This window comes from Lentilactobacillus sp. TOM.63, assembly GCF_030361045.1.
In the GTDB taxonomy this organism is placed as follows: domain Bacteria; phylum Bacillota; class Bacilli; order Lactobacillales; family Lactobacillaceae; genus Lentilactobacillus; species Lentilactobacillus dabitei.
Map to the genome: position 1 here is coordinate 12275 of NZ_JAUCAP010000017.1, position 13342 is coordinate 25616.

Below are 13342 nucleotides of genomic sequence, written 5' to 3' on the forward strand. Positions count from 1 at the left end.
TAAAATTTTGAGGTGACTATTGTGATTTCTAAACCAGATAAAAATAAGAGTCGGAAACGTCGTCATAACCGTGTCCGCAACAAAATTTCTGGTACTGCCGAGTGCCCACGCTTGAATGTTTATCGTTCTAATACAAACATCTACGCTCAAGTAATTGATGACGTAGCGGGTGTAACGCTTGTTAGTGCCTCAACACTAGATTCTGCAATCAGTGATGGAAACAAGACTGAACAAGCAGCCGGTGTTGGTAAATTAGTAGCTCAACGTGCAAGCGAAAAGAATATCAAAAAGGTTGTTTTTGATCGTGGTGGCTATTTGTATCATGGTCGTGTTCAAGCTCTTGCCGATGCAGCCCGTGAAAATGGACTGGAATTCTAATAAAGGAGGAATAACCGCACATGAAGAAATTTATTGATCCAGAAAAGGTAGAGCTTGAAGACAACGTTGTATCAATCAACCGGATCACTAAAGTTGTTAAAGGTGGACGTCGTCTTCGTTTCGCTGCTTTGGTAGTTGTCGGAGACAAGCACGGACATGTTGGTTTTGGAACTGGTAAAGCACAAGAAGTTCCTGAAGCAATTCGTAAAGCAGTTGAAGCAGCTCGTAAAAACTTGATTGAGGTTCCGATTGTTGGTACAACAATTCCTCACGAAGTTTTAGGAACTTTCGGTGGTGGCCGTATTATGTTGAAGCCCGCTGAAGAAGGTTCTGGAGTTGCAGCTGGTGGCGCTGTTCGTTCCGTGATGGAATTAGCTGGCGTCGATGATGTTACTAGTAAACGATTGGGTTCAAATACTCCTATCAACGTTATCCGAGCAACATTCCAGGGCTTGGCTGAATTGAAGAGTGCTGAAGAAGTTTCAGCTCTACGTGGTGTTTCAACTCAACATTTAGCTGAATAAGGAGGGTGTTTTAAATGGCTCAATTAAAAATTACTTTAAAACGTAGCGTAACTCACCGCCTCCCAAAGCAACGTAAAATTGTGAAGGCACTTGGCCTCGGCCGAGTTAATAGTACCGTTGTCAAACCAGATAACGAATCTATTCGTGGGGCTTTGTTCCAAATCGCTCACTTAATTGAAGTTGAACAAGTTAAAGACTAAATAAATTCGTAAGGAGGTGCCAATTTCATGAAATTGCATGAATTGAAGGCTGCAGAAGGTTCTCGTTCATTACGTACTCGTAAGGGTCGCGGTCGTTCAGCAGGTAAAGGTAAGACTGCTGGTCGTGGACAAAAAGGACAAAAAGCTCGTGGAAAGACTCGTGTAGGATTCGAAGGTGGCCAAATGCCATTATATCGTCGAACTCCAAAGCGTGGTTTTAACAACATCAACCGTAAAGAATATGCAGTTGTTAATGTTGCTAAACTTGAAACTTTCGATGATGGTACTAAAGTAACACCTGAATTACTTCAAACTTCTGGAATCGTTAAGAATGCCAAATCTGGTATTAAGGTTCTTGGTGATGGTGAACTTACTAAAAAATTAACCGTTAAGGCTAATAAATTTTCGAAAGCTGCACAATCCGTTATTGAAAATGCGGGCGGTAAAATCGAGGTGGTTTAATGCTCTCGACTTTGGCAAGTGCGTTCAAAGTTAAAGAAATTAGAAACAAAATCCTTTTTACGCTTTTTGTTTTGGTAATATTCCGACTAGGAGCATACATAACTGTTCCCGGTATTAACGCGAAAGCACTTCAATCGGTTGCTTCTTCAGGACTAGTTAGTATTTTGAATACATTTAGTGGTGGGGGGCTCACGAACTATTCTATCTTTGCGATGGGAGTTTCACCGTACATCACTGCTCAAATTATTATTCAATTACTTCAAATGGATATTGTTCCTAGATACGTTGAGTGGGGAAAACAAGGAGAGGTTGGTCGACGAAAGTTGAATCAACATACTCGTTACTTAACGGTTATCCTTGCTTTCTTCCAATCAGTTGGAATTACAGCTGGATTTAATCAATTAAGTAGTTTGAACTTAGTGAATAACCCAAGTATCAAAACATTTGTTATTATCGGTTTGATTTTAACAGGTGGAACAATGTTAACCACATGGATGGGTGACATGATTACCGAACGAGGGATTGGAAATGGAATTTCCATGATCATCTTTGCTGGTATTGTTGCTCGAATTCCGGTTGGATTACAGTCATTGTGGCAACAATATTTTGTTGGAGTCACCGGTTCTGATTTATGGCAACCAATCTTGTTTGCCATTGCCCTTCTAATTATTGTTTTGGTAATTGTTACATTCGTCACTTGGGTCCAACAGGCTGAGCGACGAGTACCAATTCAATATACTCGAAGAGTTTCAGGATCACCTGACAGCAGTTATCTTCCTTTGAAAGTTAACGTTGCTGGTGTTATTCCAGTTATTTTTGCAAGTTCATTTATTGCAACTCCACAAACAATTCTGATGGCATTTACAAATAACTATTCGACCGCCGCTTGGTTTCAAATATTAAATAATGTGTTTAATATGCAGACACCGACCGGGGCCGCATTCTATACCATTTTGATTATTATGTTCACTTTCTTCTATGCGTTTGTTCAGGTTAACCCAGAGAAACTGTCTGAGAACTTGCAGAAACAGGGAAGTTACATTCCTGGGGTTTGGCCCGGACATGAAACCCAATCATATGTTTCAGATCTGTTGATGAAATTAAGTACTGTTGGTGCTTTGTTCCTAGGAGTTGTTTCATTGATTCCGTTAATTGCGCAAAATCTTTGGAATTTGGATGAATCAATCGGACTTGGTGGAACTAGTTTACTAATCGTTGTTGGTGTTGCAATCGAAACAATTCGTCAAATTCGTGGATTAATGATGAAACGTGAGTATGTTGGTTTCATTCATGGACCACGGCCAACTGATGAATAATTGATCGCAAGATTTTAATCAACGAGGAGGAGTTACAGAATGTCATTGAATTTAATTTTAATGGGATTGCCTGGTGCAGGTAAAGGTACTCAAGCACAATATATTGTTGATAAATATAAGATTCCGCATATTTCTACTGGTGATATGTTTCGAGAAGCAATTTCTAACAGAACACCTCTTGGACTCAAAGCAAAAGAATATACGGATAAGGGAAACCTTGTACCAGACGAAGTGACAAATGGAATTGTTAAGGAACGATTGGCCGAAGATGATACCAAGCCTGGCTTTCTGTTAGATGGTTATCCACGAACTTTAGAGCAAGCGGATGCATTAGCTAAGATGACAGAAGATTTAGGCAAGCCATTGTCTGCGGTTGTTAACATTGATGTTGATCCTAAACTGTTAACTGATCGGTTAACTGGCAGATTCATTTGTAAGAATTGTGGTGCAACTTATCATAAGTTGTATCATATGCCAAAGGTTACAGGAACTTGCGACGTTTGTGGTGGTCATGAATTCTATCAACGTGAAGACGATAAGCCTGAGGCCGTTAAGACTCGACTTCAAGTTAACATCAAGATGAATACACCATTGATTTCATATTACAAAGACCGCAATTTAATGCACAACGTTGATGGCAGTAAATCTATCGACGATGTTTGGCAAAATGTTGACAAAATTCTTAGCTCTCTTTAATTGCTATTCATAAGGTGTTGAGACGATTAGATTGATGAAATATGTTGAATGTGGTAGACTATCAAAGGTTTGTCAAGTTAATTTATTTAATTCAATCTAAATTTAACATTGGAGGTGTTATTGAGTGGCTAAAGATAATGTTATTGAAGTTGAAGGAAAAGTGGTTGAAACATTGCCAAACGCAATGTTTCGTGTCGAACTTGAAAACGGACACGAAATTCTAGCTCATGTTTCTGGGAAAATTCGGATGCATTACATTCGGATCCTTCCTGGAGACAAGGTTACTGTTGAAATGTCTCCTTACGATCTGAGTAAGGGTAGAATCACTTATCGATTTAAGTAATTCTTGTCTTCATCATTTTTCGAGGAGGATTAAAAATGAAAGTACGACCATCAGTAAAACCAATGTGTGAACATTGTAAGGTTATCAAACGAAAAGGCCGAGTAATGATTATTTGCTCAGCAAATCCAAAGCATAAACAACGCCAAGGTAAATAAACATAAACAGGAGGTGTATGCTCAATGGCTCGTATTGCCGGAATTGATTTACCCCGTGATAAGCGAATTGTCATCGGACTAACATATATATTTGGTATCGGCACGACGACTTCCCAAAAGATTCTTGCTCAAGCAGGTGTCTCAGAAGACGTCCGTGTTCGTGATTTAACACCAGACCAAGAAGACAAAATCCGTGAGATCGTTAGTAATCTAAAAATTGAAGGTGACTTACGTCGTGAAGTAAGTATGAACATCAAGCGTCTTCAAGAAATTGGTTCATATCGTGGAATGCGTCACCGTCGTGGTTTGCCTGTTCGTGGTCAACATACCAAGAACAATGCCCGCACTAGAAAAGGCAGCAAAGTTGCCGCAGGCAGAAGAAAATAATAAATAAAGGAGGTCATCTGTTTTTATGGTAAACAAAAAGACAAGTCGCAAGCGCCGGGCTAAAAAGAATATTGCGTCAGGTATTGCACATATTCACTCAACCTTCAACAATACTTTAGTTATGATTACTGACGCCCAAGGAAACGCTGTTTCTTGGTCATCAGCTGGTGCATTGGGCTTCCGTGGAAGTCGTAAGTCAACTCCATTTGCCGCTCAAATGGCTGCTGAAGCAGCTGCGAAGGCTTCAATGGAACATGGAATGAAATCCGTTGAAGTAGCTGTTAAAGGACCAGGTTCTGGTCGTGAAGCTGCTATTCGTGCACTTCAAGCTACTGGTTTGGAAGTCACTGCTATTCGTGATGTTACTCCGGTACCTCACAATGGATCTCGTCCTCCAAAGCGTCGTCGAGTTTAATTAGAGACATTCAATATAGTGAAGTTTATTTTGTTTGAGTATATTGATATTTTGCATGTAGACTCACGCGTTTTGAAAGGGGTTAATGATAAGAATGATTGAATTTGAAAAGCCTAACATTCATAAGATAGAAGAGACTAAGAACTACGGTGAAGTTGTCGTAGAGCCACTGGAACGTGGTTATGGAACTACCCTTGGTAATTCTTTACGACGAACTTTATTGTCATCACTCCCCGGGGCTGCTGTTACCAGTATCCAGATTGATGATGTTCTGCATGAATTTTCAACTATTAAGGGAGTAGTTGAAGATGTTACTCAAATTATCTTGAATGTTAAGAAAATTTCTTTGAAATTAGATGGGCCAGAAGATGAAGAAGAGAATCTAGAGATCGACGTCATTGGTCCTGCTGATGTTACTGCCGGTGATATTCAAGGTGATAGTGATGTAACGGTCTTAAATCCTGACTTGCACATTGCTACAGTCGCTGATGGGGCTACATTCCATATGCGATTAACTGCCAACAAGGGTCGCGGCTATGTTTCTGCTGTTGAAAACAAGAAGCGTAGTTCAGAGATGCCTATTGGAGTGCTTCCGGTCGATTCAATTTATACCCCAATCGAACGTGTCAACTATCAAGTTGAAAGCACTCGGGTTGGACAACGTGATGATTTTGATAAGCTGACTTTGGATGTTTGGACTGATGGTTCAATCACACCAAGTGAAGCCGTTAGTTTAGCAGCCAAAATTTTAACTGAACATCTTGAAATGTTCGTTGATTTGACTGATGAAGCTAAAAATACCGAAATCATGGTTGAAAAAGAAGAGACCCATAAGGAAAAGATGCTGGAAATGACAATTGAGGAATTGGACTTATCTGTTCGTTCATACAATTGTTTGAAACGTGCCGGCATTAACACTGTTCAAGAACTTACTGAAAAGACCGAAGCTGACATGATGAAAGTTCGTAACTTAGGTCGTAAGTCACTTGAAGAGGTCAAAGAAAAATTAGCTGCATTAGGCCTTTCACTTCGTAAAGAAGACTAACAAATAAAAAAGGAGGACATCTAAATTATGAGTTATCGGAAATTACAACGTAGTAGCGAACATCGTCGTTCATTGCTTCGGAATTTGACAACTGACTTGATCATTCATGGTCAGATTGTGACCACTGAAGCTAAAGCCAAGGAAGTTCGTTCAACTACCGATAAGATGATTTCACTTGGTAAGCGCGGTGATTTACACGCTCGTCGACAAGCTGCCGCATTCATTCGGGATGTTGTTGCAGATGTTAAAGAAGATGGTGATGATATTACCGTTACTACTGCTTTGCAAAAAGTATTCGGCGACTTAGCTACTAAGTATGCTGATCGTAATGGTGGTTACACTAGAATCTTAAAGACTATGCCTCGTCGCGGTGACGGTGCTCCAATGGTTATCCTTGAATTGGTTGACTAATCGTCTTTAATTCAATCACATATTTTCACGAGAATCACTCAGGTTATTGGTATAGAACGTTATGATGGTGGATCTTATTCCTAGTCTAGTTTGAATGTGAGACGCGTCTCATGCACTGATTTCCTGTAAGTGATTTTTTTGTACATAAATTCAATCTATTGCGCGTTCAAATGAGGAATTTATCCATGAAAGATATCATTCAAGTAAAAAACATTTCATTTAATTATGCTGACCAACCTTTACTATTTGATAATTTGTCACTGAACGTCCACGAAGGTGAATGGCTAGCGCTGATCGGTCAAAATGGGAGTGGCAAGAGTACGCTGGCAAGACTGATTGATGGCTTGAATGTTTTAAAACAAGGGCAGATCATAGTGGACGGCTTATTAGTGAACGACGAAAATATTCTTGATGTTCGCAATAAAATTGGCATGGTCTTTCAGAATCCAGAGGATCAGTTTGTCGGGGCCACTGTCGAAGATGACGTTGCCTTTGGACTCGAAAATCGTCAGGTTGATCGGAAACAAATGCATCATATTGTTGAGAGCAGTCTCAAAAATGTGAATATGTGGGATTTTAGAGATCGAATCCCCGCTAACTTATCAGGTGGGCAAAAGCAGCGAGTCGCAATTGCCGGAATTGTTGCTTTGAGTCCCCAAATAATTATTCTTGATGAAGCAACCAGTATGTTAGATCCGCGAGGGCGACAAGATATTTTGAATCTGGTGCGTGAGATCAAAGCAAAAAATCATTTAACGGTTATCTCAATTACCCACGATATTGACGAAGCTGCTGGTGCGGACCGGGTTGTGGTGATTAATCACGGCAAAAAAATTGATGAAGATGTTCCAGATAAGATATTTTCGAATACTGAACAATTGGCACAAATTGGGTTAGATGCCCCATACACATCTCAACTCATTGCAGCCTTAAAAAGAAAAGGTGTCAACCTGAATCAGCAATATCTTGATAGCGAGAGGTTAATAGCATGGATAAAGCAATTAGTTTCGAACAAGTAACCCACACATACCAAGCAAATACCCCGTATGCACAAAATGCGTTGGCTGATGTTTCATTGGTCATTCCGAACAATTCATTTACGGCTATCATCGGTCATACTGGAAGTGGCAAATCGACCCTCGTTCAGCATATCAATGCCTTGCTAAAGCCTACCAAAGGAAGCGTTCAAGTACTTGGTAGGGTAATTACACCAGCTACGACAAACAAGAATCTTAAAGCATTTCGTCAACATGTTGGCATGGTTTTTCAATTCCCTGAAAAACAACTTTTTGAGGAAACGGTTATTAAAGATATCATGTTTGGCCCTAAAAACTACGGTGTTAGTGATGCTGATGCCCAGCAGGCAGCCAAATCGGCGATGAAGCTTGTTGGTTTGGATCAATCTTTGGCTGAAAAATCGCCTTTTGATCTGTCTGGAGGTCAAATGAGGCGGGTGGCAATCGCTGGAGTCCTTGCTATGAAGCCGGAAATTCTCATTCTTGACGAACCGACTGCCGGGTTAGATCCTCGGGGTCATAAAGAGATTATGGATTTGGCCCAACAATTGCATGACGAAGATCAAATGACGATCATTTTGGTGACCCATCAAATGGATGATGTGGTGAACTACGCTTCTCAGGTCGTTGTGATGGACGAAGGAAAAATTGTCAAAACCGGTACAGCTGCCGAAATCTTTGCTGATCCGGGATGGGTTTATAAAATGCAACTTAATTTACCTAGCAGTGCGAAATTTGCCCAAAAATTGGTTGATGCAGGTGTTCCAGTCGGCAAATTACCACTGACAATTGATCAGCTCGCCATTAAAATTTCGCAATTGGTGGCTGAAGGAGCGGATACGGATGAGTAATTTCTTATTTGGCAGATATTTACCAGGAAATTCCTGGGTTCATCAAATGAGCCCGCAGTCAAAACTGATGTTGAGCTTTTATTTTGTGATTGTGATATTTTTTGCTAATAACTTGGCTTCTTACGCTGCCTTAGCAGTATTAATCGCAATTGTGATTTTGTTGTCTGGCGTTTCAATCCTCTTTTTTCTTAAAGGAATCCGGCCGTTGGTTTGGTTGATTATTTTTACTGTCGCCCTCCAAATTCTGTTTAGTGCTGGTGGAACAGTTCTCTGGAAATGGGGACCATTTTCGGTCACAAATTTAAGCTTGATTAACGGTGGCTTTATTTTTATCCGCTTTTTGCTGATCATTATGATTTCCACCGTTTTAACGTTAACGACAACTCCATTGGCAATTGCGGATGGGGTGCAGACAGTGTTAAAGCCACTCAAGAAAGTAAAGTTTCCTGTTGATACGCTGGCGCTCATGCTGTCGATTGCCTTACGGTTTGTGCCAACATTGATGGATGAAATGGAAACAATTCTGAACGCTCAGCGGTCGCGTGGCGTTGATTTTGGTTCAGGAAGCTTAAAGCATCGAGTCCAAGCAGCCGTTCCGCTATTAGTCCCGTTATTTACTGGGGCGATCAATCACGCGGAGAATCTGTCAACGGCAATGGAAGCTAGAGGATTTTCGGATAGCGAACACAGGAGTAAGTATCGAATTTATCGGTGGCAGTTAAAGGACACGGTTAGTTGGCTCGTTTTTCTGCTGGTTGGCGGGTTAGTATTATATCTACGAAAATAGTTGGGGTGATGATCATCCGTTATAAAGTAACGGTCAAGTACGATGGCACGCTTTTTAGTGGTTTTCAAAGGCAGCCTGGCAAACGAACAATTGAAGGGGTATTGACAAAACAAGTGAATTTAATGGCTAAAAATCCTGATCCGCCAATTGTGGTCTATGGATCTGGACGAACTGACTCAGGCGTTCATGCATTTGGTCAGGTTATTCACTTTGATTTTCCATATAATCTGCCGACTGAGGCTATTTACCGTGGGTTAAACAGCATGTTGCCACTGGATATGGAAATTATGAAAGTCGAAAAGGTAGCGTCGGATTTTCACGCCCGCTATGATGTATCCGGTAAACGATATTTTTATCGAGTGGATTTAGGCGAATTTTCGGATCCGTTTAAACGTAACTATACGGGTCACTGGAAGTTTCCAATTGATTTTAACCGGGTCACCGAAGCATTACCTGATTTCCTTGGCGAACATGATTTTTCTAGTTTTGTTGCCTCTGGCTCGACTGCCAAATCCAATGTTCGATCGATTTATGAAGCAACCGGCAAACTGGATGAGGCTGCCAATGAACTTCAGTTAGAGTTTTACGGCAATGGCTTCCTCTATAACATGGTTCGGATCATGGTTGGGGTAATTGTCGAGATCGGATCGAATAGACGCCCTGAACATGATATACGGCGCTTATACGAGGTCAAAGATCGAAACCAGGCACGGCTAACGATGCCCGCCTCTGGTTTATATCTTAAAAAGGTTTACTACGAGGGTGAAGATCCAGCTCACCCAACAAAATTATCCACTCGGCCCCGATAATTACAAAACTGATTGACTTTTAGTGGAATAATTTGTATTATGTTAGTTGGTATTGTTTGCCCCACGATAAGCCCCGGAATCTTATTTGGTGTCGAACAAACACAGGAACATGGAGGAATATAACGTGCGTACAACATATATGGCAAAACCTGGTGAAGTAGAACGTAAATGGTACGTTGTTGATGCAGATAGCGTTTCTTTAGGACGTCTTTCATCAGTAGTCGCATCAATTCTACGAGGCAAGAATAAGCCTACTTTTACCCCTAATGTCGATACAGGGGACAATGTAATCGTAATTAACGCAAGTAAAGTGAAATTGACTGGTCATAAGGATACTCGAAAGATCTATTATCATCACTCACGCTTTATTGGCGGCTTGAAGCAAAAATCAGCTGGAGAATTTCGTGAGAAGAACCCAGAAAAATTGATCGAAAATTCAGTCAAAGGAATGCTTCCTCATGGAACATTAGGTCATAAAATTGGTTTGAAGTTACATGTCTATGCAGGTCCTGAACATGATCACCAAGCTCAAAAGCCGGAAGCATTTGACATCACTAACCTAATTTAAGGAGGAACTCGCATTGGCTCAAGTACAATATAGCGGCACAGGCCGTCGTAAAGATTCAGTTGCTCGGGTACGTTTGGTACCAGGAACTGGAAAAATTATCATGAATGACAAGGCAATCGAAGATTATATTCCTTTTGCTAACTTACGTGAAGTTGTTGTGCAACCATTTAATGTTACTGAAACTTTAGGTAACTATGATACCTTAGTTAACGTTAATGGTGGTGGATTCTCTGGTCAAGCTGGCGCAACACGTCATGGTATTGCACGTGCATTACTCGCAGTTGACCCAGATTTCCGTGGACCTTTGAAGCGTGCAGGATTATTAACCCGTGACGCTCGTATGAAGGAACGTAAGAAGCCAGGTCTTAAGAAAGCTCGTAAGGCCTCACAATTCTCAAAGCGTTAAAATTCAAATTGTTACTTTCAAAACACTTCTCATTGGAAGTGTTTTTTTGTAATCTGAAGTTTATGTTAAACTTTGTTCTCAAACGACTTTAAGCGTCGCCAATCTACTAGAATGAAACTTGTTATTGTATAATAAATGCAATAAATTTAAAGGAGCGGAACCATGCCAAAAACAAAGAACACTTTGAGGCTTAATTTATTGGCGATGTTTATTGCAATTATCATTCTTCAGACGTCGATCCCGTTGATTGGATATATTCCAATTGGCCCCTTAAGCATTACGATTATCCCGACGACGGTTGTCATTGCGACTATCCTCTTAGGAACGACAGATGGGGCAATTATTGGCGGTGTCTGGGGCTTGATTACGTTTGTTCGGGCCTACATCTGGCCAACCAGTCCGTTAGCGACAATTGTATTTGTTAACCCGATTGTTTCGGTTTTCCCAAGAATTATGATTGGTTTGGTGGCGGGCTGGGCGTATACGGCGTTAAGAAAACGGTTCAAAAATCAATCGTTAAGCGTTTCGATTGCGGCTATTTTAGGATCAATCACAAATACGGTTTTGGTTTTAGGGCTGATTTATGTCTTTTATAAAGCAAAGGCGCCTCAGCTGTATCAGATTAATATGGAAAAGTTACTCCCGTATTTGATTGGCGTTGTTGGAACGAATGGTGTCCCGGAAGCGATTTTTAGTGGAATTGTGACCCCGTTAATTGCTGTTCCGTTGAGCCGGGCCATTAAACGCCGACAGTGAGTAATCAGGTTCATTCCTAAAAAGGTGTGAAGACAAAAAGGAGGCTGCAACAAAACAAAATGTTTTGCCACAGCCTCTTCAATCATCATTTCTTGTTGGGTTTCTTGGTTGCCTTCTCAGAATCTTCTTCGTCGTCTTCAGGATCTTCTTCAACCCGTGGGGCAGCCTTGATCATTTTTAGATGACGATTATTGATAACCACTTTCTTGTGGTACTTATCAATAATTTCAGGATCATCAGATTCAAATGTGATTAGGAATGAGTTGGTATAACTCTTATCAACATAGCCTTTAAAAGTTTTCTTTTCGATCTTGAATGAAACCTCATCACCAACGTGGAACTTAGATTGTGCTTCTGATACTTCGGTGTTTTTAGCCATTGGTTTCCATCTCCATAATTAAGTGTCAAGTGATAACATAACTGATATTAGTAGATTTGTCAATTATGTCACCTTTTGTATATTAAAAATTGTTAAATATTAATTGTCTTTATTGTCATTTATCGTTAGAATTAATGCTAAAGTCAGAAAGTTTGAGGTTGTGTTGGCTAAATATGGGAAACGGCGCCGGCGTCGAGTGAGAAAATCCAATACGATTGTCATGCTCGTTTTGATCTTCTTTGGGTTAATGGTCATTCTAGGATTTCGAGCGTTGTCAAATGGTTATTCCAATTCAAATCAGGTTGATAATGCTACAAATCAAATCGCCATCGAACATCGAAAGTTCATTACGAAGCTTGCTCCCCAGGCTCAGCGACTGCAGGGTGAGTACAATGTGTTGCCTAGCATCACGCTTGCTCAGGCGATTTTAGAGTCGGATTGGGGTTCCAGCAAGCTGGCAAGCAAGTATCATAATTTATTCGGTGTTAAGGCACAAAGTTCAAGTACTAATTCGGTTTATTTAGATACCCAGGAGTTTGTGAATGGCCGGTACGTGACCGTCAAAGCGCATTTTGAAGTGTATCAGAGTTGGAATGATTCATTGACTGGTCATGCCCGGTTGCTGGCATATGGGACCAAATGGAATAATAGTCAGTATCAGGATGTCATTAACGCCAGAAATTATCTGCAGGCCGCGGATGGATTACAACGGGACGGTTATGCAACCGATCCAACTTATACTAAAAAATTGGTTTCAATTATTAAAAAATATAAGCTATATCAGTATGATGATTAGAAAGGAATTTTGTAATGGATTTACTTAAGCAGCGAATTGTTGAGGATGGCACAGTTTTACCAGGCAACGTATTGAAAGTGGATAACTTTTTAAATCATCAAGTTGATACAAAATTGATGGATCAGATCGGCGAGGAGTTTGCAAAGCTCTTCGAGGATGAAAAGATCACAAAAGTCATTACCGTTGAATCATCAGGGATTGCCCCCGCGTTAATGACCGCATTTCATATTGGGGTTCCCCTCATCTTTGCTCGGAAGCACAAAAGCTTAACTTTGACTGATAATCTTTATACAGCCAATGTTTATTCATACACGAAACAGGTCAGCAACGATATCAGTGTAGACAAACGATTTTTGAGTCCAGAGGATCGGGTTTTGATAATCGATGACTTTCTGGCAAATGGCCAAGCTGTTCAAGGTTTATTGGAAATTGCCAAAGTTGCCAAAGTTGACGTTGCCGGTGTGGGAATCGTCATCGAAAAGAGCTTCCAAAAGGGGCGCTCAATGATTGAAAAGACAGGGGTTCGATTAGAATCACTCGCCCGAATTGCTTCATTAGATAACCAAAAGGTTACTTTTGTGGAATAATAGGTTATGAAAGAATCAACAAGTTGTTGATAATAATTGGATGAAAGTAGTGAAA

General features: G+C 40.5%; 22 protein-coding genes. 21 read left to right on the forward strand and 1 reads right to left on the reverse strand.

From position 1 onward, the window contains the following. Positions 1-21 precede the first annotated feature (21 nt). The 19 genes from rplR (at position 22) to QUF07_RS05140 (ending at position 11525) form a co-directional block, all read left to right on the forward strand. Positions 22-378: a 50S ribosomal protein L18 gene (rplR, locus tag QUF07_RS05050; RefSeq protein WP_217163065.1), complete on the forward strand. Its 357-nt coding sequence runs from the start codon at positions 22-24 to the stop codon at positions 376-378. A 20-nt stretch (positions 379-398) separates the two neighbouring features. Next, positions 399-902 carry a 30S ribosomal protein S5 gene (gene rpsE, locus QUF07_RS05055; protein WP_289426915.1) on the forward strand — a complete coding sequence of 168 codons (504 nt, stop codon included), beginning with the start codon at positions 399-401 and terminating at the stop codon, positions 900-902. Between the two features lie 14 nt (positions 903-916). Next, a complete protein-coding gene (gene rpmD, locus QUF07_RS05060) occupies positions 917-1102 on the forward strand; it encodes a 50S ribosomal protein L30 (protein WP_013728487.1) in 186 nt (61 codons plus the stop codon). Between the two features lie 27 nt (positions 1103-1129). Beyond that, positions 1130-1564 carry a 50S ribosomal protein L15 gene (gene rplO, locus QUF07_RS05065; RefSeq protein ID WP_289426916.1) on the forward strand — a complete coding sequence of 145 codons (435 nt, stop codon included), beginning with the start codon at positions 1130-1132 and terminating at the stop codon, positions 1562-1564. Further along, positions 1564-2880: a preprotein translocase subunit SecY gene (gene secY, locus QUF07_RS05070; protein WP_217163062.1), complete on the forward strand. Its 1317-nt coding sequence runs from the start codon at positions 1564-1566 to the stop codon at positions 2878-2880. The genes rplO and secY overlap by 1 nt, the downstream gene beginning before the upstream one ends. Before the next feature lie 45 nt (positions 2881-2925). Continuing rightward, positions 2926-3576 (forward strand): adenylate kinase, encoded by a 651-nt coding sequence (locus QUF07_RS05075; RefSeq protein WP_289426925.1) that lies wholly within the window; start codon positions 2926-2928, stop codon positions 3574-3576. 124 nt (positions 3577-3700) lie between these two features. Then, complete coding sequence (infA, locus tag QUF07_RS05080; protein WP_008855782.1) at positions 3701-3919, forward strand: translation initiation factor IF-1; 219 nt, start codon at positions 3701-3703, stop codon at positions 3917-3919. A gap of 35 nt (positions 3920-3954) precedes the next feature. Continuing rightward, the gene (gene rpmJ / locus QUF07_RS05085; protein WP_008855781.1) at positions 3955-4074 is read left to right on the forward strand and encodes a 50S ribosomal protein L36; all 120 of its coding nucleotides are present in this window, start codon (positions 3955-3957) and stop codon (positions 4072-4074) included. Between the two features lie 24 nt (positions 4075-4098). Continuing rightward, complete coding sequence (gene rpsM, locus QUF07_RS05090; protein WP_054747174.1) at positions 4099-4461, forward strand: 30S ribosomal protein S13; 363 nt, start codon at positions 4099-4101, stop codon at positions 4459-4461. Positions 4462-4486: 25 nt separating this feature from the next. Then, complete coding sequence (gene rpsK, locus QUF07_RS05095) at positions 4487-4876, forward strand: 30S ribosomal protein S11 (RefSeq protein WP_054747173.1); 390 nt, start codon at positions 4487-4489, stop codon at positions 4874-4876. A gap of 94 nt (positions 4877-4970) precedes the next feature. Continuing rightward, positions 4971-5921 (forward strand): DNA-directed RNA polymerase subunit alpha, encoded by a 951-nt coding sequence (locus tag QUF07_RS05100; protein ID WP_056949308.1) that lies wholly within the window; start codon positions 4971-4973, stop codon positions 5919-5921. A gap of 27 nt (positions 5922-5948) precedes the next feature. Beyond that, positions 5949-6332, forward strand: coding sequence for a 50S ribosomal protein L17 (rplQ, locus tag QUF07_RS05105; RefSeq protein WP_054747168.1), 384 nt, complete (start codon positions 5949-5951; stop codon positions 6330-6332). Between the two features lie 185 nt (positions 6333-6517). Next, entirely contained in the window at positions 6518-7351 is an 834-nt protein-coding gene (locus tag QUF07_RS05110; RefSeq protein ID WP_217163057.1) for an energy-coupling factor transporter ATPase, read from the forward strand. Beyond that, positions 7321-8199, forward strand: coding sequence for an energy-coupling factor ABC transporter ATP-binding protein (locus tag QUF07_RS05115; protein ID WP_289426917.1), 879 nt, complete (start codon positions 7321-7323; stop codon positions 8197-8199). Before QUF07_RS05110 ends, QUF07_RS05115 begins: the two co-directional genes overlap by 31 nt. After that, positions 8192-8986, forward strand: a complete 795-nt coding sequence (locus tag QUF07_RS05120) for an energy-coupling factor transporter transmembrane component T family protein (RefSeq protein ID WP_217163052.1) — start codon at positions 8192-8194, stop codon at positions 8984-8986. Before QUF07_RS05115 ends, QUF07_RS05120 begins: the two co-directional genes overlap by 8 nt. Positions 8987-8997: 11 nt before the next feature. Beyond that, positions 8998-9795 (forward strand): tRNA pseudouridine(38-40) synthase TruA, encoded by a 798-nt coding sequence (truA, locus tag QUF07_RS05125; protein WP_289426926.1) that lies wholly within the window; start codon positions 8998-9000, stop codon positions 9793-9795. A gap of 124 nt (positions 9796-9919) precedes the next feature. Next, positions 9920-10363 carry a 50S ribosomal protein L13 gene (rplM, locus tag QUF07_RS05130; protein WP_353960958.1) on the forward strand — a complete coding sequence of 148 codons (444 nt, stop codon included), beginning with the start codon at positions 9920-9922 and terminating at the stop codon, positions 10361-10363. Positions 10364-10376: 13 nt separating this feature from the next. Further along, positions 10377-10769 carry a 30S ribosomal protein S9 gene (gene rpsI / locus QUF07_RS05135; protein WP_008855771.1) on the forward strand — a complete coding sequence of 131 codons (393 nt, stop codon included), beginning with the start codon at positions 10377-10379 and terminating at the stop codon, positions 10767-10769. A 162-nt stretch (positions 10770-10931) separates the two neighbouring features. Next, a complete protein-coding gene (locus QUF07_RS05140) occupies positions 10932-11525 on the forward strand; it encodes an ECF transporter S component (protein WP_217163047.1) in 594 nt (197 codons plus the stop codon). A gap of 85 nt (positions 11526-11610) precedes the next feature. Here the strand turns inward: QUF07_RS05140 and QUF07_RS05145 are convergent, their stop codons facing one another. Continuing rightward, positions 11611-11904 (reverse strand): DUF2187 domain-containing protein, encoded by a 294-nt coding sequence (locus QUF07_RS05145; protein ID WP_217163045.1) that lies wholly within the window; start codon positions 11902-11904, stop codon positions 11611-11613. A gap of 160 nt (positions 11905-12064) precedes the next feature. Between QUF07_RS05145 and QUF07_RS05150 the strand changes: the two genes are divergently transcribed. After that, a complete protein-coding gene (locus QUF07_RS05150) occupies positions 12065-12700 on the forward strand; it encodes a glycoside hydrolase family 73 protein (RefSeq protein ID WP_289426919.1) in 636 nt (211 codons plus the stop codon). Between the two features lie 14 nt (positions 12701-12714). After that, positions 12715-13287 carry a xanthine phosphoribosyltransferase gene (locus QUF07_RS05155; protein WP_217163043.1) on the forward strand — a complete coding sequence of 191 codons (573 nt, stop codon included), beginning with the start codon at positions 12715-12717 and terminating at the stop codon, positions 13285-13287. Positions 13288-13342 lie beyond the last annotated feature (55 nt).

Bases quoted from the DNA above. Each gene is read 5' to 3' on its own strand.
- rplO (WP_289426916.1), top strand. From the start codon at position 1,130: ATGAAATTGCATGAATTGAAGGCTGCAGAAGGTTCTCGTTCATTACGT.
- QUF07_RS05120 (WP_217163052.1), top strand. From the start codon at position 8,192: ATGAGTAATTTCTTATTTGGCAGATATTTACCAGGAAATTCCTGGGTT.
- rplQ (WP_054747168.1), top strand. From the start codon at position 5,949: ATGAGTTATCGGAAATTACAACGTAGTAGCGAACATCGTCGTTCATTG.
- QUF07_RS05145 (WP_217163045.1), bottom strand. From the start codon at position 11,904: ATGGCTAAAAACACCGAAGTATCAGAAGCACAATCTAAGTTCCACGTT.
- rpsE (WP_289426915.1), top strand. From the start codon at position 399: ATGAAGAAATTTATTGATCCAGAAAAGGTAGAGCTTGAAGACAACGTT.
- rpsM (WP_054747174.1), top strand. From the start codon at position 4,099: ATGGCTCGTATTGCCGGAATTGATTTACCCCGTGATAAGCGAATTGTC.
- QUF07_RS05155 (WP_217163043.1), top strand. From the start codon at position 12,715: ATGGATTTACTTAAGCAGCGAATTGTTGAGGATGGCACAGTTTTACCA.
- rpsK (WP_054747173.1), top strand. From the start codon at position 4,487: ATGGTAAACAAAAAGACAAGTCGCAAGCGCCGGGCTAAAAAGAATATT.
- QUF07_RS05140 (WP_217163047.1), top strand. From the start codon at position 10,932: ATGCCAAAAACAAAGAACACTTTGAGGCTTAATTTATTGGCGATGTTT.
- QUF07_RS05100 (WP_056949308.1), top strand. From the start codon at position 4,971: ATGATTGAATTTGAAAAGCCTAACATTCATAAGATAGAAGAGACTAAG.
- rpmJ (WP_008855781.1), top strand. From the start codon at position 3,955: ATGAAAGTACGACCATCAGTAAAACCAATGTGTGAACATTGTAAGGTT.
- secY (WP_217163062.1), top strand. From the start codon at position 1,564: ATGCTCTCGACTTTGGCAAGTGCGTTCAAAGTTAAAGAAATTAGAAAC.
- QUF07_RS05115 (WP_289426917.1), top strand. From the start codon at position 7,321: ATGGATAAAGCAATTAGTTTCGAACAAGTAACCCACACATACCAAGCA.
- QUF07_RS05110 (WP_217163057.1), top strand. From the start codon at position 6,518: ATGAAAGATATCATTCAAGTAAAAAACATTTCATTTAATTATGCTGAC.
- rpmD (WP_013728487.1), top strand. From the start codon at position 917: ATGGCTCAATTAAAAATTACTTTAAAACGTAGCGTAACTCACCGCCTC.